23 protein-coding genes are annotated in these 21632 nt (G+C 63.0%); 8 read left to right on the forward strand and 15 right to left on the reverse strand.

Annotated features, from left to right (window positions below; genetic code table 11):
- The first annotated feature begins 30 nt into the window (after positions 1 to 30).
- Positions 31 to 2697, forward strand: coding sequence for an alanine--tRNA ligase (gene alaS / locus FJ986_RS02635; protein WP_140673334.1), 2667 nt, complete (start codon positions 31 to 33; stop codon positions 2695 to 2697).
- Between the two features lie 153 nt (positions 2698 to 2850).
- Here alaS and FJ986_RS02640 read toward each other — a convergent pair whose 3' ends face one another.
- Both FJ986_RS02640 and FJ986_RS02645 read right to left on the reverse strand, forming a co-directional pair.
- Entirely contained in the window at positions 2851 to 3477 is a 627-nt protein-coding gene (locus FJ986_RS02640) for a glutathione S-transferase N-terminal domain-containing protein (RefSeq protein ID WP_140564703.1), read from the reverse strand.
- 86 nt (positions 3478 to 3563) lie between these two features.
- A complete protein-coding gene (locus tag FJ986_RS02645; RefSeq protein ID WP_140493857.1) occupies positions 3564 to 4775 on the reverse strand; it encodes an NADP-dependent isocitrate dehydrogenase in 1212 nt (403 codons plus the stop codon).
- Between the two features lie 213 nt (positions 4776 to 4988).
- On the opposite strand from FJ986_RS02645, the gene FJ986_RS02650 reads away from it, so the two are divergent.
- The 3 genes from FJ986_RS02650 to FJ986_RS02660 are packed head-to-tail and all read left to right on the forward strand — an operon-like array spanning position 4989 to position 6938.
- The gene (locus FJ986_RS02650) at positions 4989 to 5912 is read left to right on the forward strand and encodes an RNA methyltransferase (RefSeq protein ID WP_140493855.1); all 924 of its coding nucleotides are present in this window, start codon (positions 4989 to 4991) and stop codon (positions 5910 to 5912) included.
- Positions 5905 to 6693 carry a glutamate racemase gene (gene murI, locus FJ986_RS02655; protein WP_140493853.1) on the forward strand — a complete coding sequence of 263 codons (789 nt, stop codon included), beginning with the start codon at positions 5905 to 5907 and terminating at the stop codon, positions 6691 to 6693. Before FJ986_RS02650 ends, murI begins: the two co-directional genes overlap by 8 nt.
- A gap of 59 nt (positions 6694 to 6752) precedes the next feature.
- Positions 6753 to 6938, forward strand: coding sequence for a DUF3008 family protein (locus FJ986_RS02660; RefSeq protein ID WP_140493851.1), 186 nt, complete (start codon positions 6753 to 6755; stop codon positions 6936 to 6938).
- A gap of 150 nt (positions 6939 to 7088) precedes the next feature.
- On the opposite strand, the gene FJ986_RS02665 is transcribed toward FJ986_RS02660, so the two are convergent.
- Positions 7089 to 7295, reverse strand: coding sequence for a hypothetical protein (locus tag FJ986_RS02665; RefSeq protein WP_140522046.1), 207 nt, complete (start codon positions 7293 to 7295; stop codon positions 7089 to 7091).
- A gap of 296 nt (positions 7296 to 7591) precedes the next feature.
- On the reverse strand, positions 7592 to 8746 hold the full coding sequence (locus FJ986_RS02670; protein ID WP_140673336.1) for an ISNCY family transposase: 1155 nt from the start codon (positions 8744 to 8746) through the stop codon (positions 7592 to 7594).
- Between the two features lie 386 nt (positions 8747 to 9132).
- On the opposite strand from FJ986_RS02670, the gene rpsD reads away from it, so the two are divergent.
- The 3 genes from rpsD to FJ986_RS02685 all read left to right on the forward strand — a co-directional run bounded on the left by rpsD (position 9133) and on the right by FJ986_RS02685 (position 11590).
- Entirely contained in the window at positions 9133 to 9750 is a 618-nt protein-coding gene (gene rpsD / locus FJ986_RS02675) for a 30S ribosomal protein S4 (RefSeq protein WP_140493847.1), read from the forward strand.
- Between the two features lie 129 nt (positions 9751 to 9879).
- A complete protein-coding gene (gene ttcA, locus FJ986_RS02680; protein ID WP_140625564.1) occupies positions 9880 to 10773 on the forward strand; it encodes a tRNA 2-thiocytidine(32) synthetase TtcA in 894 nt (297 codons plus the stop codon).
- The gene (locus FJ986_RS02685; protein WP_140625563.1) at positions 10763 to 11590 is read left to right on the forward strand and encodes an inositol monophosphatase family protein; all 828 of its coding nucleotides are present in this window, start codon (positions 10763 to 10765) and stop codon (positions 11588 to 11590) included. The genes ttcA and FJ986_RS02685 overlap by 11 nt, the downstream gene beginning before the upstream one ends.
- Before the next feature lie 46 nt (positions 11591 to 11636).
- On the opposite strand, the gene FJ986_RS02690 is transcribed toward FJ986_RS02685, so the two are convergent.
- From FJ986_RS02690 to FJ986_RS02715, 6 genes are all read right to left on the reverse strand, one after another.
- Entirely contained in the window at positions 11637 to 12905 is a 1269-nt protein-coding gene (locus tag FJ986_RS02690) for a multidrug effflux MFS transporter (RefSeq protein ID WP_140493841.1), read from the reverse strand.
- Positions 12906 to 13046: 141 nt separating this feature from the next.
- A complete protein-coding gene (gene grxD / locus FJ986_RS02695; RefSeq protein WP_013532137.1) occupies positions 13047 to 13382 on the reverse strand; it encodes a Grx4 family monothiol glutaredoxin in 336 nt (111 codons plus the stop codon).
- A gap of 153 nt (positions 13383 to 13535) precedes the next feature.
- The gene (locus FJ986_RS02700) at positions 13536 to 13769 is read right to left on the reverse strand and encodes a BolA family transcriptional regulator (protein WP_140493839.1); all 234 of its coding nucleotides are present in this window, start codon (positions 13767 to 13769) and stop codon (positions 13536 to 13538) included.
- 122 nt (positions 13770 to 13891) lie between these two features.
- The gene (locus FJ986_RS02705) at positions 13892 to 14425 is read right to left on the reverse strand and encodes a hypothetical protein (protein WP_140583355.1); all 534 of its coding nucleotides are present in this window, start codon (positions 14423 to 14425) and stop codon (positions 13892 to 13894) included.
- Between the two features lie 43 nt (positions 14426 to 14468).
- Entirely contained in the window at positions 14469 to 16700 is a 2232-nt protein-coding gene (gene purL, locus FJ986_RS02710) for a phosphoribosylformylglycinamidine synthase subunit PurL (protein ID WP_140583352.1), read from the reverse strand.
- Positions 16701 to 16913: 213 nt separating this feature from the next.
- Complete coding sequence (locus tag FJ986_RS02715) at positions 16914 to 18320, reverse strand: PLP-dependent aminotransferase family protein (RefSeq protein WP_140558544.1); 1407 nt, start codon at positions 18318 to 18320, stop codon at positions 16914 to 16916.
- Between the two features lie 94 nt (positions 18321 to 18414).
- On the opposite strand from FJ986_RS02715, the gene FJ986_RS02720 reads away from it, so the two are divergent.
- Positions 18415 to 18660, forward strand: coding sequence for a DUF1127 domain-containing protein (locus FJ986_RS02720; RefSeq protein WP_140493830.1), 246 nt, complete (start codon positions 18415 to 18417; stop codon positions 18658 to 18660).
- An 18-nt stretch (positions 18661 to 18678) separates the two neighbouring features.
- Here the strand turns inward: FJ986_RS02720 and FJ986_RS02725 are convergent, their stop codons facing one another.
- From FJ986_RS02725 to purC, 5 genes are all read right to left on the reverse strand, one after another.
- The gene (locus tag FJ986_RS02725; protein ID WP_140673338.1) at positions 18679 to 19335 is read right to left on the reverse strand and encodes a Pr6Pr family membrane protein; all 657 of its coding nucleotides are present in this window, start codon (positions 19333 to 19335) and stop codon (positions 18679 to 18681) included.
- 1 nt (position 19336) lies between these two features.
- Positions 19337 to 19747 carry a hypothetical protein gene (locus tag FJ986_RS02730; protein ID WP_140517698.1) on the reverse strand — a complete coding sequence of 137 codons (411 nt, stop codon included), beginning with the start codon at positions 19745 to 19747 and terminating at the stop codon, positions 19337 to 19339.
- A gap of 41 nt (positions 19748 to 19788) precedes the next feature.
- Positions 19789 to 20457 carry a phosphoribosylformylglycinamidine synthase subunit PurQ gene (gene purQ / locus FJ986_RS02735; RefSeq protein WP_140656050.1) on the reverse strand — a complete coding sequence of 223 codons (669 nt, stop codon included), beginning with the start codon at positions 20455 to 20457 and terminating at the stop codon, positions 19789 to 19791.
- A 59-nt stretch (positions 20458 to 20516) separates the two neighbouring features.
- Positions 20517 to 20756 carry a phosphoribosylformylglycinamidine synthase subunit PurS gene (purS, locus tag FJ986_RS02740; RefSeq protein ID WP_140517697.1) on the reverse strand — a complete coding sequence of 80 codons (240 nt, stop codon included), beginning with the start codon at positions 20754 to 20756 and terminating at the stop codon, positions 20517 to 20519.
- Between the two features lie 69 nt (positions 20757 to 20825).
- Positions 20826 to 21620 carry a phosphoribosylaminoimidazolesuccinocarboxamide synthase gene (gene purC, locus FJ986_RS02745; protein WP_127282327.1) on the reverse strand — a complete coding sequence of 265 codons (795 nt, stop codon included), beginning with the start codon at positions 21618 to 21620 and terminating at the stop codon, positions 20826 to 20828.
- Positions 21621 to 21632: the final 12 nt, after the last annotated feature.

Here is a 21632-nt window from a genome sequence, read left to right on the forward strand (position 1 = left end):
GCCGGCGGCTCTCTCGAAAAGGCAGCATTCATGAGTGGCGTGAACGAGATCCGGTCGACATTTCTCGACTATTTCCGCAAGGAGGGTCACGAGGTCGTGGCGTCGAGCCCGCTTGTACCGCGCAACGATCCGACGCTGATGTTCACCAATGCCGGCATGGTGCAGTTCAAGAACGTCTTCACCGGCCTGGAGAAGCGGCCCTATTCGCGTGCCACGACCGCCCAGAAAAGCGTTCGCGCCGGCGGCAAGCACAACGACCTCGACAATGTCGGCTACACCGCGCGCCACCTGACCTTCTTCGAGATGCTCGGCAATTTCTCCTTCGGCGACTATTTCAAGGAGCGCGCCATCGAGTTGGCCTGGAACCTCATTACCAGGGAGTTCGGGCTTAAGAAGGACAAGCTGCTCGTCACCGTCTACCACACCGACGACGAGGCGGCCGGCTTCTGGAAGAAGATCGCCGGCTTTTCCGATGATCGCATCATCCGCATCCCAACCTCCGACAATTTCTGGGCGATGGGCGACACCGGGCCGTGCGGGCCATGCTCGGAAATTTTCATCGATCGCGGCGAGCACATCTGGGGCGGTCCGCCCGGCACCCCGGAGGAGGATGGCGACCGGTTCCTGGAATTCTGGAACCTGGTGTTCATGCAGTACGAGCAAGTGACGAAGGACGAGCGCATTGACCTGCCGCGCCCGTCGATCGACACCGGCATGGGGCTGGAGCGCATGGCCTCCATCCTGCAAGGCGTGGAAAGCGTGTTTGAGACCGACCTGTTCCGCCATCTGATCGATGCGGCGTCGTCCGCGCTCGGCCGCGGTCCCGACGCCGAGACCGTCGCATCCTATCGCGTCATAGCCGATCACCTGCGCTCGTCCTCGTTCCTGGTCGCAGACGGCGTGCTGCCATCGAACGAAGGCCGCGGCTATGTGCTGCGCCGCATCATGCGCCGCGCCATGCGGCATGCGCAATTGCTCGGTGCGAACGAGCCGCTGGTGTGGCAGCTGGTGCCGGCGCTGGTTCGCGAGATGGGTCAGGCCTATCCGGAACTGGTGCGCGGCGAACAGCTGATCACCGAGACGCTGAAGCTTGAGGAGACCAGGTTCCGCAAGACACTGGTGCGTGGCCTCGGTTTGCTGTCGGAGGCGACGGAAAAGCTCGGCGCCGGCGACATGCTGGACGGCGAGACGGCCTTCAAGCTTTACGACACCTATGGCTTCCCGCTCGACCTGACGCAGGATGCGCTGCGCCAGCGCAACATCTCGGTCGATCTTGCCGGCTTCACCAGTGCGATGGAGCAGCAGAAGGCAGAGGCGCGTAAGCACTGGGCGGGCTCCGGCGAGGCGGCGACCGAAGCGGTCTGGTTCCCGGTGCGCGAAAAAGTCGGTGCCACCGAATTCCTCGGCTACGAGACCGAGCAGGCGGAAGGCATCATCCAGGCGGTTGTCCGCGACGGCAAGACCGTCGACAGCGCCGGCAAGGGCGAAGCGGTAGCCGTGGTCGTCAACCAGACGCCGTTCTATGCCGAATCCGGCGGCCAGATGGGCGACACCGGAACCATTTCAGGCGAAGGCTTCTCGATCGAGATTTCCGATACGCAGAAGAAGGCCGACGGGCTGTTCGTGCATCTCGGCAAGGTGGTCAGCGGCACTGCCAGGACGGGTGCCGCCGTCGAGCTGAAGGTTGACCATGCGAGGCGCTCCAGGCTCCGCGCGAACCATTCCGCGACGCATCTGATCCATGAGGCGCTGCGCGAGGTGCTGGGCACCCATGTCGCGCAGAAGGGCTCGCTGGTCGCGCCCGAGCGCCTGCGCTTCGACATCTCGCACAACAAGCCCATTTCGCCCTCGGAACTCGAGGAGGTCGAGCGCATGGCCAACGAGATCGTGGTGCAGAACAGCCCGGTGACCACGCGCCTGATGTCGGTCGACGATGCCATCGCCGAAGGCGCCATGGCGCTGTTCGGCGAGAAATACGGCGACGAGGTGCGCGTCGTGTCGATGGGCACGGGCCTGCATGGCGCCAAGGCCAACCGTCCTTATTCGGTCGAGCTTTGCGGCGGCACGCATGTCAGGGCAACCGGTGACATCGGCCTGGTGCGCGTCGTGTCCGACAGCGCCGTCGCCTCAGGCGTGCGCCGTATCGAGGCGCTGACGGGCGAGGCCGCGCGCAAGCATCTCGATGAACAGGACCGGCGGCTGAAGGCGGCCGCCGCAACACTGAAAATCTCGCCGGCCGACGTGCCGGCGCGTGTTGAAGCCCTGCTCGAAGAGCGCAAGAAGCTCGAGAAGGAGCTCACCGAAGCGCGCAAGAAGCTGGCGCTGGGCGGCGGGTCGCCCGCTGACGCGCCGGCCGCCAACGAGACCGTCGCGGGCGTCGGCTTCCTCGGCAAGTCGGTTTCCGGTGTCTCGCCGAAGGATCTGAAGCCGCTCGCCGATGCCGGCAAAAGCTCGCTCGGCTCCGGCGTGGTCGTGTTTGTCGGTGCGGGCGAGGACAACAAGGCGAGCGTCGTGGTCGCTGTCACCGATGATCTCGTCGGCCGCTTCAGCGCCGTCGACCTGGTGCGCGTCGCCTCCGCAGTACTCGGCGGGCAGGGCGGCGGCGGCCGGCCCGACATGGCGCAGGCCGGTGGCCCCGATGCCTCGAAGGCCGACGACGCGATTGCTGCGGTGAGGGCGGCGCTGGAGGCGGCGTGATTCATTGCAGAATTGGCAGGCAACGCTCCAGGCCGGTTGCTTCCCTTCGAGGTTCGCGCCGCCCGCTCATGAGGGGCGACGCTGACATCAATGATCGGTTGTCCGCGAAATCATTGACCTGAATCGAATGTCGCTGTGCTGCGCTGTCGCAGATCAGCTGGCCTTTTCAGTCCTGGCAAAGCTTGTCTGTTTAGCAATACAATCCCACCAGTCCTGTATGTCGGCAAAGCGAGCCAGCAGTTTGCGCCCTTCCGCCACCCTGACGAAATAGCCGATGATCGGTGCCGCATGCAGGTCGGCGAGCGTCAGTTGATTGCCGAGCAACCACGGCCCCGGGGATCTCAATGATGAGAGCACCTGAAGGACCGCTCCTGCTTGTCGTAATCCGCTGACAATCAGCGCTTCGTCAGGCGACGCCTTCTCCAGCCGCTCCACGGCGACGTCCCAGACCATGGCCCGATAGCCATAAGCGTCGAGCATGCCGATGATCTGGTTCATCCGCGCGCGGCCGCGCGGATCGTTCGGCTGCAAGGGCGGTCCGTCGAAAGCTTCATCGACATAGCGCGTGATCGCGCTGGCCTCGAACAGGCGAAAACCGTCATGCTCGAAGGCCGGGATGCGGCCGAACGGGTGGTGCTCGAAATACCAGCCGGGGATGCCCTCGGCGGCAAAGACATCGACCGGCACAAGCTCATAGTCGACGCCCTTCTCCTCCAGCGCCATGCGCGCTATGCGCACGTAAACGCTGTAGTCCGCGCCGTAGAGGACCGGTTTGGCCATGTTGCCAGTCCTTTGCTTTCGATTTCGTTGGCCCAAAAAAGCGAAGGCTCCTTCCGGAGCCTTCGGCGTGTTGAACCCGCGGGTGCCTACGCCATCGCCTTCTGCAAATTCTCGTCGATCTTGTCGAGAAATCCGGTGGTCGACAGCCAAGGCTGGTCGGGGCCGATCAGCAGCGACAGGTCCTTGGTCATGAAGCCGGATTCGACCGTCTGGATGCAGACCTTTTCCAGCGTTTCGGCAAAACGCTTCAATTCGGCATTGTCGTCGAGCTTGGCGCGGTGGGCCAGCCCTCGGGTCCAGGCGAAGATCGAGGCGATCGAATTGGTCGAGGTTTCCTCGCCCTTCTGGTGCTGGCGATAGTGGCGCGTCACGGTGCCGTGCGCGGCTTCCGCTTCCACCGTCTTGCCGTCCGGCGTCATCAGCACCGACGTCATCAGGCCAAGCGAGCCGAACCCCTGCGCCACCGTGTCGGACTGTACGTCGCCGTCATAGTTCTTGCAGGCCCAGACATAGCCGCCCGACCATTTCAGGCTGGAGGCCACCATGTCGTCAATCAGGCGGTGCTCGTACCACAGCTTCTTGGACTTGAACTCGGCCTCGAACTCAGCCTCGTAGACCTCCTGGAAAATATCCTTGAAGCGGCCGTCATAGGCCTTGAGGATGGTGTTCTTGGTCGAGAGATAGACCGGGTAGTTGCGCAGCAGGCCGTAGTTCAGCGAAGCGCGGGCGAATTCGCGGATCGACTCGTCGAGATTGTACATGGCCATGGCGACGCCGGCGCCGGGCGCGTCGAACACGTCGTGCTCGATCACCTGGCCATCCTCGCCGACGAACTTGATCGTCAGCTTGCCCTTGCCGGGAAAACGGAAATCGGTGGCGCGGTACTGGTCGCCATAGGCGTGGCGGCCGACGATGATCGGCTTGGTCCAGCCGGGCACCAGCCGCGGCACGTTCTTCATGATGATCGGCTCGCGGAAGATGGTGCCGCCGAGGATGTTGCGAATGGTGCCGTTCGGCGATTTCCACATCTTCTTCAGCTTGAATTCCTCGACGCGCTGCTCGTCGGGCGTGATGGTCGCGCATTTCACGCCGACGCCGTATTTTTTGATGGCGTTGGCCGAATCGACGGTCACCTGGTCGTTGGTGGCGTCGCGATGCTCGATGCCGAGGTCGTAATATTCAAGCTTGAGGTCGAGATAAGGGTGGATCAGCTTGTCCTTGATGAACTGCCAGATGATGCGGGTCATCTCGTCGCCGTCGAGTTCGACGACCGGGTTCGCCACCTTGATCTTCGCCATGGAAAGAATGCCTCGTTGCTGGGAAATGGGACGGCCTTGCCCGCGTGGCGTTCGGCCGGGGATGCGCCCCTATATCAAAGCGTTTTTGGCCGCGCAAACGACGATCGGTCACGAAAGCGAAGCGATCGCCCCGCCATTTGCGAATGGTTCATTTTCGCGGCCGAATATGGCAGGGGACGCTGAAATGCCGCAAACAGCAGTTCATTGACAATCATGCCCGTCACCAAAGATTCCGATACCGCTTCAGTCGCCAGCCCCGCCATCATCCTCGTGGAGCCGCAGCTCGGCGAGAATATCGGCATGGTTGCGCGCGCCATGGCCAATTTCGGCCTGGTCGAACTTCGCCTCGTCAACCCGCGCGACGGCTGGCCGAACGAGAAGGCGCGGGCGGCGGCCAGCCGCGCCGACCATGTCATCGACGCCGTCAAGGTTTTCGACGATCTCGCCACGGCGATGGCCGACCTGAATTTCGTTTTCGCGACCACCGCAAGGCAACGCGACGGCTTCAAGCCCGTGCGCGGGCCGGTCGAGGCGGGCAGGGTGCTCCGGGCTCGCCATGGCATGGGTCAGCGAACCGGCATCCTGTTCGGCCGCGAGCGTTTCGGCCTCTATAATGACGAGGTTGGCCTCGCCGACGAGATCGTCACTTTTCCGGTCGATCCCGATTTTTCCTCGCTCAACATCGCCCAGGCCGCGCTTCTCATGTCCTACGAGTGGATGAAATCCGGCCTCGAGGACGAGACCAAGACCAACTTTACGGGTCCGGACATGAAGCCGGCCAGCAAGGAAGAACTGCACGGCCTGTTCGCCTATCTCGAAGGCGCACTCGAAGCGCGCGGCTATTTCCGGCCGGCGCCGAAGAAGCCGAAGATGGTTGACAATCTGCGCGCCGTATTGACCCGGGCGGGATTTGCCGAGCCGGAGCTCAAGGTGCTGCGCGGCATCATCTCGTCGCTGGACAGGTTCTCGCCGGCGATGCCGCGCGGCGACGGCTCTCCGGGAGATGATCCAAGGCGGCTTCCGGCAGCGGCGCGCGCCGGCGGTCCCGGCCGCAAGACCAATGCGGATCGTCAGGTGGCCGATGACGACGACAACGCCGCGCCGCCGCTCGGCGGCAAGGGAACCGACAATGACTGATCAGCCGATCCTGATGTTCGATTCCGGCATTGGCGGGCTGACTGTGCTGCGCGAGGCGCGCGTGCTGATGCCCGACCGCCGCTTCGTCTACATCGCCGACGATGCCGCCTTCCCCTTTGGCGCCTGGGAGGAACCGGCGCTGCGGGTCCATATTCTCGACCTGTTCGGCAAATTGCTCGACCGGTTCGCCCCGGCCATCTCGGTCATCGCCTGCAACACCGCCTCGACGCTGGTGATCGATGCGTTGCGCGAGAGATTTCCCGGCCATCCCTTTGTCGGCACCGTGCCTGCGATCAAGCCGGCGGCGGAGCGTACCCGCTCCGGCCTCGTCTCCGTGCTGGCGACGCCGGGCACGGTGAAACGGCAATACACGCGCGACCTGATCAGCAAATGGGCGCAGAAGTGCCATGTCCGGCTGGTCGGTAGCGACCGCCTGGCGGGGCTGGCCGAAGCCTATATGCGCGAAGGGTTCGTCGACGAGGAAGCCGTGCGCGCCGAGATCTCCCCGTGTTTCATCGAGCGCGATGGCATGCGCACCGACATCGCCGTGCTCGCCTGTACGCACTATCCTTTTCTGGTCAACCGCATGCGCAAGACCGCACCCTGGCCGGTCGACTGGATCGATCCTGCCGAAGCGATCGCCCGGCGGGCGATGTCGCTGCTGTCGCCGGTCAATGGGCCGTTGCCGCATGGTGAGCCGGACATCGCGGTCTTCACGTCCGGCAAGGCGGATTTTGCCACCAGCCGTTTGATGCAGGGCTTTGGACTGGCGGTCGCCTGATTTCCGGAACATTGGCGAGGCCGTTTCGTTTTCTCCCAGGCAATGAAGGGAGAAAAACCATGCCTGCCACCTCGAAAGCCCAGCAGAAGGCCGCCGGCGCCGCATTGTCGGCCAAGCGCGGCGAGACCAAGAAGAGCGAGCTCAAAGGCGCTTCCAAAGGGATGTACGAATCCATGAGCGAAAAGCAGCTCGAGGAATTCGCCGAAACCAAGCGCAAGGATCTGCCGGAGAAAAAGAAGCACTGAGGGAAGCGCTATTTGGCAACGACCTTCTTGAAGGGTTCGTCCAATGGCAAGAAATAGGCCGGCGACGGGGTCGCAGGCCTTGATGTTATTGTCGGGTCAATGGCCGACGTAATCAGCGCCAGTGGCGGCTGTTAGCGCCAGTGGCAGCTGTTAGCGCCAGTGGCAACGTCGCACTTTTTGGCGAATGACATGGCGGTGACCATGGCTCCAGACGACGCGCTTCCTGACCACAATCCGGCATACCTGATGAGGCCGGTGGCCTTGCCAATGCCTTGCCATCGCCGGCTCAGGCGTGATGACGGCCATCGATCCGGCCAACACCGTCGCACCAGTCAGGCTTAGAAAGAACTTCTTCATCCGAATTCAGGCTCCTCTGCTCAAGTCCCTTCCTGGAGCGGTTCAGCTTCGGGGAATCGCCGCCCCGCTCCGGTTTTTTACACAATCCCGGGTAGAAACCGCTAGCGCTTTCCGGGAATTGTTCTAATACCGCGGGCGCGACAACCTCCCGCCGGATGCGACACCGCATTGAACAACAACACTGAAAATCGTAGATGGTCGCGGGGCGGCGCCAGTTGGAACCTGTCGGTAGCTAATCAAGTTGTCCGGTTTGGTAGCACATGATCTGTCCGCTTCTGTTTTGGCGTCGAAGCGGTTCACGCGGCTTGCCTGATGGGGCAAGTGTCTTCGATTGCGGCGCCGTCAGAGCTGTAGCGAGCGATGCGGCGCGGCCCGTGAAAGATCGCGAGGGTTCCATCCGGGTAGTGCCTGACCTTGACGGTGGCTTTGACGAAGTGATGCCGGATCGGGCTCTGCGGCAGCTGCAATCGCAGCCGCGCGAAGGCGACCGTGTTGTCGCGGGCAACGACGCGCTCCTCCTCGATGCACAGGATCTGGGCCAGTTGTTGCGGGTCTGCGGCGACAAAGGCGCTGTCCTCGACCGCGGCCGGCCTGGCGAAGCGGGCATTGTGAGCTGGTAGGTAGGTCTGTGCGATGAACCGGTTGGCGGCCTCGATGTCGGCAATTCCGGCCAGCGCCAGCTCCCTCGGCAGCCGATCCTGCAAGGTGGAGAACATCCGCTCCGAGCGGCCTCGCGCTTCAGGGGAATAGGCTGGAATATGTTCGATACCCAGCCGCTCGAGCGCCCGGCCGACCTGGGTCAGCCGGCTTTTGTCGACCGCCTCGCCGGCCTTCAGCGTCACGAAATAGTGGCTGCCGCGATCGCTGTAGAGGCTCGATGGCAATCCCTTGGCGACGAATGTCTCCAGAAGACCCTGAAAGCTCGACGCCGTGCCTTCCTCCTCGATCAGGAAGGCCGAATAGATCGTGCTCGTCGCATCGTCCATCGTCACGATCAGGTCCAGCATCGGCTCACCCGCCAGCCATCGATGACGGCTGCCATCCTGATGCAGCATCATCCCCTCGCAAGGCTTCCTCTCCCGCTTGCGCCGGTGAGCACCGCGCCGCTTGGCCCGTTCCACAAGGCCCGCCGCGTGGAGCTGCGTCTTGATGAAGGTGTAGCCCCAGCTGAAATGGTGATCGCGCAGCAGGTGCTCGTGGAAATGCTTCACATTCCAGCCGAGGTAGCGATGACGGTAAAGCTCCAGCATCTCCTCAATCGCTTCCGCCGGCACCCGACGCGTCGAAAGCTTGCCCAAGCGCCGATCCAGCAACCCAGCGTCCCCAGCCTCTTCGTACCGGTCGCGGTAGCGTCGGAATTGCCGCTCCGACATGCCAAGCAACTCCCCTGCCTCCATCATCGAAAGATCGCCGCCATTCCAGCGGCTCAATACGTCCCGAAACTTTTGCATTCTCCGGTCCTGTAGCCATGCCGTCCGCTTCATCCCCAGCCTCCATCCGCTGGCGATAAAACCGGACAACTCACGTGCTACCTAATCCGGACAACTCATCTGCTTACGACAGGCGCCAGTTGGAACCTTGACAGCGGTTAAATCTCTGTTTAACAGCGCTCCCAACACCGGGCCGCAACGCCCGGTGGTTTGTTTTGCATGCGCAAGACCTCGACGGAAACCAGTCTGTTTTCCAAGGTCTTGTTTGAACTGACGTGTCCCGTGGGTTTTTCGCCGCGTTGCGTGGAAAAACCCTGTCAGGTCTCGAAAACGGAGGCCAGAGGAGGGCGCGTTTCCTTCACCCGGACCATGAGGCTCCGGGTTATGTTGTTTTGAAAGGGAATGCGATGAGCAAGCGCGAATCCGCGAAGTACAAGATCGACCGCCGTCTCGGCGAAAACATCTGGGGCCGCCCGAAGTCCCCGGTCAACAAGCGTGAATACGGCCCCGGCCAGCACGGCCAGCGCCGCAAGGGCAAGCTTTCCGATTTCGGCCTGCAGCTGCGCGCCAAGCAGAAGCTGAAAGGCCACTATGGCGACGTTTCGGAAAAGCAGTTCCGCAAGGTCTATGAAGAGGCCGATCGCCGCAAGGGCGACACCTCGGAGAACCTGATCGGCCTGCTCGAGTCGCGTCTGGACGCGGTCGTCTATCGCGCCAAGTTCGTTCCGACCATTTTCGCCGCCCGCCAGTTCGTCAACCACGGCCATGTCAACGTCAACGGCAAGCGCGTCAACATCGGCTCGTACCGCTGCAAGCCGGGCGACGTCGTCGAAGTGCGTGAAAAGTCGAAGCAGCTGGTGATCGTCCTGGAATCGGTCGGCCTCGCCGAGCGCGACGTGCCGGACTACATCGAAGCCGATCACAACAAGATGACCGCGACCTTCTCGCGCATCCCGGGCCTGGCGGACGTTCCGTTCGCCGTCCAGATGGAACCGAACCTCGTCGTCGAATTCTATTCGCGTTAAGCGAAGGCTTTTTGCCAGACCGGAAGGGGCCGCCCATCGAGGCGGCCTTTTCTTTGTCGGCCATGTCCGCTAATCCGGGCGGCAACGAAGCTCCGAACGTTCGTTGCTCCAGGATTTGGAACCGACGCCATGAACATGCTGCCAGACGCTCAATCGCTTGAGCAGGCCGCCGACATCGAAGGCGGTTTTCACCCGCTGTTCGCCGATGTGCCGTCTTCGGTCGAGTTCAACAAATTGCGCAAGCGGCTGCTGCGGCTGACCCGCCAGGCGATCGAGGATTTTTCGATGGTCAGGCCAGGCGAGCGCTGGCTGGTGGCCCTGTCGGGCGGCAAGGATTCCTACGGCCTGCTTGCCATGCTGCTGGACCTCAAATGGCGCGGCCTGCTGCCGGTGGAGCTGCTGGCCTGCAATCTCGACCAGGGCCAGCCGAACTTTCCCAAGCACATCCTGCCCGATTACCTCAATGCCCACGGCATTGCACACCGCATCGAATACCAGGACACCTACTCCGTCGTCACCGACAAGCTGCCGCAGGGCAGCACCTATTGCTCGCTCTGTTCACGCCTGCGGCGTGGTCATCTCTATCGCGTAGCCCGAGAGGAGGGGTGCTCGGCGCTGGTGCTCGGCCATCATCGCGAGGACATTCTCGAAACCTTCTTCATGAACCTGTTCCACGGCGGCCGTCTCGCCGCCATGCCGCCCAAGCTGCTCAACGACGAGGGCGACGTCATGGTGCTGCGGCCGCTTGCCTACTGCGCCGAAACCGATCTGGAAAAGTTCGCCGCGGCGATGCGGTTCCCGATCATCCCTTGCGATCTCTGCGGCAGCCAGGAAGGTCTCCAGCGCAACGCGATGAAGGCCATGCTCGACGATATCGAAAAGCGCATGCCCGGGCGCAAGGACACGATGCTGCGTGCGTTGTCCAACACCAGGCCGTCGCATCTGCTCGACAGGAAACTATTCGATTTCGCCGCCCTCGATGAAACGCTCTCCAGCAGGCAAGACATTTCCGATGACATTTGACGATACCGCGATCGACTGGCTGGCCAGCACCCTGGCCGAAGCAGCCGAAGCCGAAATCATGCCGCGCTTTCGCCGGTTGGGCGGCGGCGACGTCCGCCAGAAGACGTCGGCCGCCGACTTGGTGACGGAAGCCGACGTCAGTGCCGAGCGGCTGATCACCGCCAAGCTGCGTGAGCGCTACCCAACGGCCATGATCGTCGGCGAGGAAGCCTGTTCCGACAATCCGGCGCTGCTCGACGGTCTTGGCGATGCCGATCTGGCTTTCACCATCGACCCGGTGGACGGCACTTTCAATTTCGCTTCCGGCGTGCCGTTGTTCGGCGTCATGCTGGGTGTCGTGGTCCGGGGTGAGACCGTCGCAGGCATCATCCACGATCCGGTCGGCAAGGACTGGCTGATCGGCGCCAGGGGCGCCGGCAGCCATATCAGGCACGCGCATGGCAACCTGGAAAAAGTGCGTGTCGCGGCGCCCGTGCCGATCTCGGGAATGACCGGCTCCGTCTCCTGGCAGTACATGGCCGAACCAGAGCGGTCGCGGCTGGCGCGCAACCAGACGAAAATCCTGTCGCAATTCGCCTATCGCTGCGCCGCGCATGAATATCGCCTGCTGGCCAGCGGCCATGCCCATTTCGTCGTCTACAACAAGCTGATGCCGTGGGACCATCTGCCCGGTGTCCTGATCCATACCGAGGCCGGCGGCCACGCCGCGCGTTTCGACGCCAGTGCCTACCTACCGTCGCATGTTGGCGGCGGCCTGCTTGTCGCACCCGACCGGGAAAGCTGGCGCGAGTTGCGCAGCGAACTCTGGACGCAATAGCCGGCTGCCAATTCGATTACCAGCCGAGCGCCGCAAAGGCGACAATTCAATGCAGATCGGCAATGTGCCCCGAGACGGGTTGATTCTGCGGCTGGAACATCTTGCCGCGTTCGGCGATGAAGATCATCAGCAGGGCTGCGACCGAGACGCTGCAGAAGCCGGCGGCCAACGGCGTCACCGTGCCGTTGAAAGCCTGGCCGATCAGCGTGCCGAGAATGCCGCCGAGAAACGTCTGCATGAAGCCCAGGATGGACGAGGCCGTGCCGGCCAGTTGGCCGAGCGGCTCCATAGCCAAGGCATTGAAATTCGCGCCGAGCGCACCGAAAGGGAGCATGGCGCAGGCAAAGAAGGTGACGAACAGCCAGAGCGGCATCTTCATTTCCAGCGAAACGACCAGCCAGGCCAGGCTGATGACCAGAAACAACAGCAGCGCGCTCTGCGACAGGCGGCGCATGCCGATGCGGCCGACAAGACGCGAGTTCAGATAGTTGGAGAAGGCGAGCACGCCGGCAACGCCGGCGAAGATGACCGGAAACAATTCGCCGACATTGAATATGTCGACATAAATCTGCTGCGCCGAGGCGATGAAGCCGAACATGGCGCCGAAGATGAACGTACTGGCGAAGGCGTAGCAGATCGCGACGCGGTTGGTCAGCACGATGCGGAACCCGCCGACAATGGCATTGACGGTCAATGGCCGGCGATATTCCGGATGTAGCGTCTCGGGCAGGCGCAGCAGCGACCAGGCCGAGACGACAAGCGCGCCGACGGCCATGGTGACGAAGATCAAATGCCAGGTCGCGAACAGCATGATGAACTGGCCGATGCCGGGAGCAATCACCGGGATCGCCATGAACACCATGAAGATCAGCGACATCACCTCGGCCATGCGCCGGCCATCGAACGTGTCGCGCACGATCGAGACGGCGATGACGCGGGTCGCGGCCGCACCGATGCCTTGCACGGCCCGGCAAAGTAGAAGCGTTTCAAAGCTTGGCGATATGGCGGCCGCGGCGGCCGCCGCCACATAAATGATCAGGCCGGCGACAAGCGGCGCACGGCGCCCGAATCGGTCCGAGAGCGGTCCGAAAAACAGCTGTCCGCCGCCAAAACCCAGAATATAGGCGGTGATGACATATTGCCGGTGGTTTTCGTTCTCGACGCCAAGCGAGGCGCCGATCTGCTGCAGCGCCGGCAGCATGATGTCGATGGCCAACGAATTGAGCGCCATCAGCGCTGCGCACAGCGCGATGAACTCCCAGCGCGGAATGGGCAATTTGCTTGCCGATTGCGGTGCTGACGTCTGCTGGTCCACGGCAAGTCCGATCTCTCAAACGAAAACGCGCCGGTGGCCCGGCGCATTGGCTCGTCCTGGTCCGGGTCCCGGACGCAAAATTGCCGAGGCGGGGCTGCCCCGGTGCTCAGGGCATGTCGACGGCGACATGCCCAACCGAAATCAGGCGGCGCCTTTGACGCTCACGCCCTTCTCGACAAGGAATGTCTGCAACTCGCCCGCCTGGAACATTTCGCGCACGATGTCGCAGCCACCGACGAATTCGCCCTTGACGTAGAGCTGAGGGATCGTCGGCCAGTTGGAGTATTCCTTGATGCCCTGGCGCAGCTCGGCCGAATCCAGCACGTTCACGCCTTTGTAGTCGGCGCCGATATAGTCGAGGATCTGGACAACCTGGCCGGAAAATCCGCATTGCGGGAAACCGGGCGTGCCCTTCATGAAAAGCACGACGTCGTTGCCCTTCACCTCGTTGTCAATGTAGTCGTTGATGCCGCTCATGGAATATCCTTTCCCGCCTATGGGAGTCAGGCTCGAAGCTTTTCCTTCAGATAAACCCATAGGTTGCCCGAAACAAGACTTTAGCCGCGTCGTGGCCTGAATGGCGCAAAAGATGCGGCGTTTTGGGCCAAGCGACTTTGGCGTTGGAAGCCCCTAGTCCGGCACGCTCGTCTGCAGCGCCAGCGCGTGCAGCACGCCGCCCATATTGCCCTTCAGCGCGTCATAGACCATCTGGTGCTGCTGCACGCGGCTTTTTCCGCGAAAGCTCTCGGCCACGACTTCGGCCGCATAGTGATCGCCGTCGCCGGCAAGGTCACGGATGGTCACCCTGGCATCCGGGATGCCCTCCTTGATCAGTTTTTCGATGTCGCGGGCATCCATTGCCATGGCAAGTTCCTGTTTTCGGGCGGGCTGCGGCATGGCTGCCCGTGCGATGAGAGTCGGAGTGAACCTAAAGCCTTTCCGGCCGGGATTGAAGCCGTTCCGTCCAGCCCCAGCGCGATTGTGGCTCACGACGCGTCCTCGCTCTGACCGCCGGCGTCGTCTGCGGGGTCGTCCTCGGGCGTCGAGAAGGTCCGCCCAAGGCTGAAGGTCAGCACATAGAGGGGAAGGTTGATCGCCAGGTTGGCAATCGGCAGGTAGGCGGTCATCCGCCAGACGGGCGAGAAGAACGGCTGGCCGTAGCCATCGCAGGCCAGCGAGGAGCCATACTCCCACAGTGCCCCCAATGCGGCCGCGACGGCGAAAAGTTTTATGCAGGTGAAGATGTGCCTTGTCCGTGCCCGGTCCGGCAGAAGCCGGCTCCAAAGCACCAGGCAGACAAGCGGAACTGCATAGAAAAGGTTTTGCAGGCCAAGCATCGGAAGCGTGTCGTTGGCCGCGGCGAGGAACTCCGCGCGTGTTTCCAACCGGGCGCAGACCTCGCTCGATGTCGTCGACAGCAGGAAAAAGACGAACGGGCCGAGAAACCAGAAGAAGAACAGCGATGGCCAGAAGACGACTGTAAGCAGTGCCCGGACGGCCAGTTTCCTGTGGTTGAGCATGATCGAAAAAAATCGGTTCCCACTTTTCGGGATCACGCTCTGCTCAAATGGCCTGATCCATGAAGCGCGGGAACCAGCCTTCGTGCGCGGCGGTCAATTCGCCGAGCGGGATCGCCCGTGCCTCGCCGAGTTTCAGCGTGTCGCCGCCGGTCGAGCCGATCCAGGGCGCGAAAATGGCGAGTTCGCTTTGCTGTTTGCGGATCGCGTCCCAGTCCTTACTGTCTGGATCGATTGACAGCGTCAGGAGATAGCGGCCCTGGTCCTCGCCGAACCAAACCGGAATAGGATCGGTGCCGGCCAGTCCGGGGACGGTCGCGCCGATGCCTGATGCCATCGCCATCTCGGCCAGCGCGACCGCAATGCCGCCGTCGGAAACGTCGTGAGCCGCGGTGACGATGCCGGACGCGATGAGGGCGCGCACATGGTCGCCGACACGCTTTTCATGGTCGAGGTCGACCGGCGGCGGCGGGCCGTCGCTGCGGCCGTGGATGTCGCGCAAGTAGACCGATTGGCCGAGATGCGTGCCCCATGAGGCCGGCGCGCCGACCAGCAGGATCATCTGGCCTTGCGCAGCGAAGCCGGCCCGCACCATCTTCGACCAGTCGGCGATCAGCCCAACGCCGCCGATGGTCGGCGTCGGCAGGATGCCCTGGCCATTGGTTTCGTTGTAGAGCGAGACATTGCCCGAAACGATCGGGAAGCCGAGCGCGCGGCAGGCATCGCCAATGCCCTTCACCGCGCCGACCAACTGACCCATGATCTCCGGCCGTTCCGGATTGCCGAAATTGAGATTGTCGGTGGCGGCCAGCGGCAGCGCGCCGGTGGCGGTCAGGTTGCGCCAGCATTCGGCCACCGCCTGCTTGCCGCCCTCATAGGGATCGGCCTCGCAATAGCGCGGCGTCACGTCCGACGAGAAAGCCAGCGCTTTGGTCGGATGGCCTTCGACCCGCACCACGCCGGCATCGCCACCGGGAAGCTGCAGCGAATTGCCCTGGATCAGCGTGTCGTACTGTTCCCACACCCAGCGGCGCGACGACAGGTCAGGGCCGCCGAGCAGCTTCAGCAGTGCGTCGGCGACATCGGCCTGCGGAATGTCATTGGCCGCAAGCGGCGCCGGCTTCTTCGGCTCGATCCACGGACGGTCATATTCCGGTGCCTTGTCGCCGAGATCCTTGATCGGCAGGTCCGCAACCTGATCACCCTGATGCAGGACGCGAAAGCGCAGATCGTCGGTCGTCTTGCCGACAATGGCGAAGTCGAGCCCCCATTTGTGGAAGATCGCCTCGGCCTCCTTTTCCTTTTCGGGGCGCAGCACCATCAGCATGCGCTCCTGGCTTTCCGACAGCATCATCTCGTAGGCGCTCATGCGCTCCTCGCGCACCGGAACCTTGTCGAGCTCGAGCTCGATGCCGAGATCCCCCTTGGCGCCCATCTCGACCGCCGAGCAGGTAAGGCCGGCAGCACCCATGTCCTGGATAGCGATGACCGCACCGGACGCCATCAGTTCGAGACATGCTTCAAGCAGGCACTTTTCGGTGAAGGGATCGCCGACCTGCACGGTCGGGCGCTTCTCGTCGATCTTGTCGTCGAATTCGGCTGAGGCCATGGTGGCGCCGCCGACGCCGTCGCGACCGGTCTTGGCGCCGAGATAGACGACCGGCAGGCCGACGCCCTTGGCCTCCGACAGGAAAATCGCGTCCGTCTTGGCAAGACCCGCGGCAAAAGCGTTGACCAGGATATTGCCGTTGTAGCGGGCGTCGAAATTGACCTCGCCGCCGACCGTCGGCACGCCGAAGGAGTTGCCGTAGCCGCCGACGCCGGAAACCACTCCCGCCACCAGGTGCTTGGTCTTGGGATGATCGGGAGCACCGAAGCGCAAGGCGTTCATCGCCGCGATCGGCCGCGCGCCCATGGTGAAGACATCGCGCAATATGCCGCCGACGCCTGTCGCCGCCCCTTGGTAGGGCTCGATAAAGGAGGGGTGGTTGTGGCTCTCCATCTTGAAGACGACGCAGTCGCCGTCGCCGATATCGACCACGCCGGCATTCTCGCCGGGCCCCTGGATGACCCGCGGACCGGTCGTCGGCAGCGTGCGTAGCCATTTCTTCGAGGATTTATACGAGCAATGCTCGTTCCACATCGCCGAGAAGATGCCAAGTTCGGTGAAGCTCGGCTCGCGCCCGACGAGGTCGAGGATGCGCTGGTATTCGTCTGGCTTCAGCCCGTGCGCGGCAATGAGCTCGGGCGTGATCGGCACGGAATTGGAAATGGTCATGGGCGGCGGTTTTTATCCGTGGGAGCTTGGGATTTTGAGTCTCCTCTTATCGCAAGCTTTGCGGCCGATACACCCATGGACCGACGAAAAGTGGCTGAATCCGGAGAAAGCCACGGCGCCTTGAACGCGCGTCCCACCGGACGGACTCAACCGATGCGCCTCGGGTCTTGCCTGGAGGCATCCTGAACCGCCGGCGCTCCAAGGCGATGCGGATCAGGAAAAACTGTCGTAGCCGGCGCGGCCTTCGTCGAGGAGCCTCCGGATCGCCGCAACGCCGTCCGCGATGTCCTTGCGCTGCCTCGGCTGCGAAATGCCGAAGCGCACACCGTGGAAGACCTGCTCGGAACGGCCCGCCTTGAACTCGTCTTCGTCGTCGATCAGCACGCCGTGCTCGAGGCAGGCGTTCTTGAACGTGCCGGAAAGCCAGGGGTCGGGCAAGGTCAGCCAGACAAAGGGTATATTGTCCCGCGACTTGAATTCGAAGCCGGCCAAAGTCTCGCACACAATGGCGGTGCGGGCGTTGATTTCGGCGATGGCGCGTTTGCGTATGTCCGCGGCCTGGCCCGACAGCACCAGCCGGGCATTCACCTCGGCCAGCAGGAAAGGCATGCCGCCGGTCATCATCTTATGGGCAACACGGATGCGATGGCGATAAGCAGGCGGGCAGGAAAGCCAGCCGCCGCGAACGCCGGCCGCTACCGATTTCGACAGGCCGCCTGCGACGATGGTGCGCTCGGGTGCATAGTCGGCCAGCATTGGCGTCGGATCTTCGGTCAGGCCGCCGTAAAGATCGTCCTCGATAATGACGACATTGTATTCACGCGCGATCCGCGCGATTGCCTCACGTCGCGCTGCCGGCAGGATCGCCAGCGTCGGATTCTGCACCGTAGGCATCAGAAAGATCATCTTCGGATGCTTTTGCGCGCAGACGCGCTCGAAATCGTCGGGGTCGAGACCCTGATGGTCCGATGCCACCAGCGCCGTGCGACGACCGATCAGGCCGGCGCTGCGCGAAATCTGCGAATAGGTCAGGTGCTCGAAGGCGACGTAATCGCCGGGCGTGGTCAGTGCGGCGATCGCCGCCATGACAGCGGCATGGGTACCGAGCGTCGGCACGATCGTATCGGCGCTCGGTCGAAACGAGTTGCGCGACAGCCAACTGGCGCCGGCCTCGAACCAGCGCTCGGGAAAATCCCGCGTGTAGCTCGAAATCTCATGCGCATGATCCGAAGCCGTGCGCGACAGCACTTCGGTGACGATGGCGCCCTGGCCGACATCGGGCGCCGCGGTGCTGTCGAAGCGCAGCTTGCCGCGCGGCGCATCGATGTCGCGCGTGCCTTGCGCGTCCGGCGCTATGAAGTCGGGCTTCGCGTTCTGCCGGCCGAGGACATAGGTGCCGCGCCCGACCTCGCCGCTGACCAGCCCGCGCTCGCGCAGCAATTGATAGGCCCTGCCGACCGTGCCGACGGTTGCGCCGATGTCATAGGCGAGATCCCGCTGCGGTGGCAGCTTTGCCCCGGCGTCGATCACGCCGCGGTCGATATCTGACTCAATGCTGTCAGCAAGGCGCTGATAAAGCGGGCCGGAGCTGGCCGTGAGGTCGGGAAGCCAATTTGTCATGGTGACAATTTTGTATATTGCGTCGAACGATGAGTCAATTCACATGCGTTGTGTGGAATAAAAGAGTGCAATTTGCAGCTTTGGTAGAGCGAAGATGGATACAATCGAGACAATCAGCCAGACAACCGCAGGATTGTTCGCCGCGCGACCTGTGGACCGCGGCGGCTTTGTCAGCCGCATCGTGCGTATGGTCAAATCGCTGGGGCGCTGGATCGACGGCCTGCTGGAGCGCAGGCGCAGCCGGCTCGCCTTGCTGGACATGACCGACGACCAGTTGAAGGACATCGGCATTTCCCGCTGCGACGCCCATCGCGAAGGGATCAGGCCATTCTGGGAATGAACAGGCGCGATGCAATGTTCAATCCTGCTTGCGTGGCTGCACAACTGGCGCCCTGATCCGCGACAGGCCGCGGTCCGCAAGCACGGCGCCAACGCACAGCGCCAGGAAAAGGGCGGTGATGGCCAGCGAGGCGATGGCGACGCTGGCGATGCCGTACCTGGCGACATCGAGGAACGGGTAGGGCACTTCGCCTGTTATGGACGCCCCCGCCAGCGCATAGGCCAGATAAGCGAGCGGATAGAGCATCCACCAGGAAACGTCTCGCCATCGCGTCTTGCCGTCGGCACCGGCGGCCAGCCACCACAGCACGAACAGTGCAGGCGTCACATAGTGCAGCAGCACGTCGCACAGCAGGAACAGGCCCTGCGGCTGCCAGAGGCGTGCCAGCACGGTGGCGTAGACCATGAAGACCACGGTGATGGCGACGGTGACGCCTGCCCGCATCCGCGCTCCGGCAAAGGCCGGAAACCAGGCATGGCCGGCGGGCGACAGCAGCGACGCATGGACGAGCACCGCACCGATATTGGTCAGGATGGTAAAGAAGCTGAAGTAGAAGACGACCGAACCGATCAGGCCGCGGCCGGCTTCCATCGAGGCCGGAACGGTGATCGAGAACTGCAGGAAAAGACCGGCCAGCCCTGCGACCAGACCCGCGACCTGCAGCAGCCGGCCCATCTTACGCGGCGGCGGCGCAGGCCGGATTGCCGGCCTGCCAGCGGGCGATGTCGGAGCCGATGCGCGCGCCGAGCGGCTCGGCCATCAGCGGACCGAACACGTCTACACGGCTCGAATTGCCTTGCGCCTGCACCACCAGCAGCGGCTTGCCGCCATAATGCTTGGCCGGCACCAGCAGGAAGCGCGGCGTGCCGCTGAACGAATTCAGCTCATTGGCCATCTGGTAGGATTTGAAGGCCGGGTCCTTGCTGGCGATCCAGCATTTGTGGGCGGAGATCGCCACCTGTTCCATGGCCAGCAGCGCCGCGCTCTTGCCGGAAGGCGGCGGAGCGCTCTTCGGACCCGACTGGCAGGATGCCAGCGCAAGGCCGGCGGCAGCCAGGAGAGCAAAGCGAGCAATCGTCAGTCTCATCGTCAGGCCGCCCCCAGGTTCTGAAAGAATTTCGGAAGATATCAGGCGGCGATGCCGAGCGCGCCTTCGAACAACGCCCGGCCGTCATTGCCGCCATGTGCCGCTTCGATCAGGTTCTCGGGATGAGGCATCAGGCCCAGCACATTGCCCTGGCTGCTGATGATGCCGGCGATGTCGTTGATCGAGCCGTTGGGGTTGGTGCCGTCCGCATAGCGGAACACCACCTGGCCTTCGCCTTCCAGGCGTGCAAGCGTCTCGGCATCGGCGAAGTAGTTGCCGTCGTGATGCGCCACCGGCGAACGGATGATCTGGCCCGGCTGGTAGCGGCGGGTGAACATGGTGTTGGCGTTGGCGATCTCGAGCTTCACCTGCCGGCAGACGAATTTGAGCGAGGAGTTGCGCATGAGCGCTCCCGGCAGCAGGCCGGCCTCGACCAGGATCTGGAAACCGTTGCAGACGCCGATGACCATGACGCCTTTGGCCGCCTTTTCAGCAACCGCCCGCATCACCGGCCTGCGCGCCGCGATCGCGCCGCAGCGCAGGTAGTCGCCGAAGGAGAAGCCGCCGGGAATGGCGATCAGGTCGACATCCGGGATTTCGGTGTCGGTCTGCCAGACCGTGGCTGGCGCCTTACCGGAAATCTTGGTCAGCGCCGCGATCATATCGCGGTCGCGGTTAAGGCCAGGCAGGAGGACGACGGCTGATTTCATTTTGGTTCGTAAGGCCTCTGGTTTCGGCAAGTTGGGGCACCCGTGCCTCCGGCACAACCTCAGGTAAGCGTCACACTATAGTTCTCAATCACCGTATTCGCCAGCAGTCTGTCGCACATGGCCTTGAGATCGGCCTCGGCCTTGGCCTTGTCGGTCCCGGCGAGCTCGACGTCGAACACCTTGCCCTGCCGCACCGAGCCGATGCCGTCAAAACCTAGCCCCGACAGCGCATGCTCGATCGCCTTGCCTTGCGGGTCCAGCACGCCGTTCTTGAGGGTTACGGTGATACGGGCTTTCATCGATGCTCCTGAATGATCGGTATCGGTCTGCGCCGGACCTGCCGTTTCCGGCAAGCCCGTTGCTGGCAATTAGTGCTTCATGCCCTTCGGCGGCTCGCTCGACGCGACGAGCACCGGTCCGGTTGGACGCGGCGGCTCGTTCTCGTTCATGATACCGAGACGGCGGGCGACTTCCTGGTAGGCCTCCACGAGGCCGCCCATGTCGCGGCGGAAACGGTCCTTGTCGAGCTTGTCCTGCGTCGCCACGTCCCACAGCCGGCAGGAATCGGGCGAGATCTCGTCGGCGACGACGATGCGCATCATGTCGCCCTCGAACAGGCGTCCGCATTCGATCTTGAAATCGACGAGCTGGATGCCGACGCCCATGAACAGGCCGGACAGGAAGTCGTTGACGCGAATGGCCAGCGCCATGACGTCGTCGATTTCCTGCGGGCTCGCCCAGCCGAAGGCAGTGATGTGCTCTTCAGAGACCATCGGGTCGTCGAGCGCATCGGCCTTGTAATAGAATTCGATGATCGAGCGGGGCAGGACCGTGCCTTCCTCGATGCCAAGGCGCTTGGACAGCGAACCGGCGGCGACATTGCGCACCACCACTTCGAGCGGGATGATCTCGACCTCCTTGATCAGCTGCTCGCGCATGTTGAGCCGGCGGATGAAGTGGGTCGGAATGCCCATCCGGTTGAGATGATTGAAGATGTGCTCGGAAATGCGATTGTTAAGCACGCCCTTGCCATCGACGACTTCGTGTTTTTTCTTGTTGAACGCGGTTGCGTCATCCTTGAAGAACTGGATCAGCGTCCCGGGCTCAGGGCCTTCATAAAGTATCTTGGCCTTGCCTTCATAAATGCGGCGGCGATTTTTCATTTGATTTTTCTC

The organism is Mesorhizobium sp. B1-1-1 (assembly GCF_006442955.1).
Taxonomy (GTDB): domain Bacteria; phylum Pseudomonadota; class Alphaproteobacteria; order Rhizobiales; family Rhizobiaceae; genus Mesorhizobium.

What these genes read in the sequence shown, in the direction of transcription:
- purS (WP_140517697.1), bottom strand. Translation starts at nt 20,756, where the DNA reads ATGAAAGCCCGTATCACCGTAACCCTCAAGAACGGCGTGCTGGACCCG.
- murI (WP_140493853.1), top strand. Translation starts at nt 5,905, where the DNA reads ATGACTGATCAGCCGATCCTGATGTTCGATTCCGGCATTGGCGGGCTG.
- FJ986_RS02725 (WP_140673338.1), bottom strand. Translation starts at nt 19,335, where the DNA reads ATGGGCCGGCTGCTGCAGGTCGCGGGTCTGGTCGCAGGGCTGGCCGGT.
- FJ986_RS02715 (WP_140558544.1), bottom strand. Translation starts at nt 18,320, where the DNA reads ATGACAAATTGGCTTCCCGACCTCACGGCCAGCTCCGGCCCGCTTTAT.
- rpsD (WP_140493847.1), top strand. Translation starts at nt 9,133, where the DNA reads ATGAGCAAGCGCGAATCCGCGAAGTACAAGATCGACCGCCGTCTCGGC.
- grxD (WP_013532137.1), bottom strand. Translation starts at nt 13,382, where the DNA reads ATGAGCGGCATCAACGACTACATTGACAACGAGGTGAAGGGCAACGAC.
- FJ986_RS02645 (WP_140493857.1), bottom strand. Translation starts at nt 4,775, where the DNA reads ATGGCGAAGATCAAGGTGGCGAACCCGGTCGTCGAACTCGACGGCGAC.
- FJ986_RS02670 (WP_140673336.1), bottom strand. Translation starts at nt 8,746, where the DNA reads ATGCAAAAGTTTCGGGACGTATTGAGCCGCTGGAATGGCGGCGATCTT.
- purL (WP_140583352.1), bottom strand. Translation starts at nt 16,700, where the DNA reads ATGACCATTTCCAATTCCGTGCCGATCACGCCCGAGCTCATTGCCGCG.
- purQ (WP_140656050.1), bottom strand. Translation starts at nt 20,457, where the DNA reads ATGAAATCAGCCGTCGTCCTCCTGCCTGGCCTTAACCGCGACCGCGAT.
- FJ986_RS02640 (WP_140564703.1), bottom strand. Translation starts at nt 3,477, where the DNA reads ATGGCCAAACCGGTCCTCTACGGCGCGGACTACAGCGTTTACGTGCGC.
- FJ986_RS02700 (WP_140493839.1), bottom strand. Translation starts at nt 13,769, where the DNA reads ATGGCAATGGATGCCCGCGACATCGAAAAACTGATCAAGGAGGGCATC.
- purC (WP_127282327.1), bottom strand. Translation starts at nt 21,620, where the DNA reads ATGAAAAATCGCCGCCGCATTTATGAAGGCAAGGCCAAGATACTTTAT.
- FJ986_RS02650 (WP_140493855.1), top strand. Translation starts at nt 4,989, where the DNA reads ATGCCCGTCACCAAAGATTCCGATACCGCTTCAGTCGCCAGCCCCGCC.
- alaS (WP_140673334.1), top strand. Translation starts at nt 31, where the DNA reads ATGAGTGGCGTGAACGAGATCCGGTCGACATTTCTCGACTATTTCCGC.
- FJ986_RS02730 (WP_140517698.1), bottom strand. Translation starts at nt 19,747, where the DNA reads ATGAGACTGACGATTGCTCGCTTTGCTCTCCTGGCTGCCGCCGGCCTT.
- FJ986_RS02705 (WP_140583355.1), bottom strand. Translation starts at nt 14,425, where the DNA reads ATGCTCAACCACAGGAAACTGGCCGTCCGGGCACTGCTTACAGTCGTC.
- ttcA (WP_140625564.1), top strand. Translation starts at nt 9,880, where the DNA reads ATGAACATGCTGCCAGACGCTCAATCGCTTGAGCAGGCCGCCGACATC.
- FJ986_RS02665 (WP_140522046.1), bottom strand. Translation starts at nt 7,295, where the DNA reads ATGAAGAAGTTCTTTCTAAGCCTGACTGGTGCGACGGTGTTGGCCGGA.
- FJ986_RS02720 (WP_140493830.1), top strand. Translation starts at nt 18,415, where the DNA reads ATGGATACAATCGAGACAATCAGCCAGACAACCGCAGGATTGTTCGCC.
- FJ986_RS02660 (WP_140493851.1), top strand. Translation starts at nt 6,753, where the DNA reads ATGCCTGCCACCTCGAAAGCCCAGCAGAAGGCCGCCGGCGCCGCATTG.
- FJ986_RS02685 (WP_140625563.1), top strand. Translation starts at nt 10,763, where the DNA reads ATGACATTTGACGATACCGCGATCGACTGGCTGGCCAGCACCCTGGCC.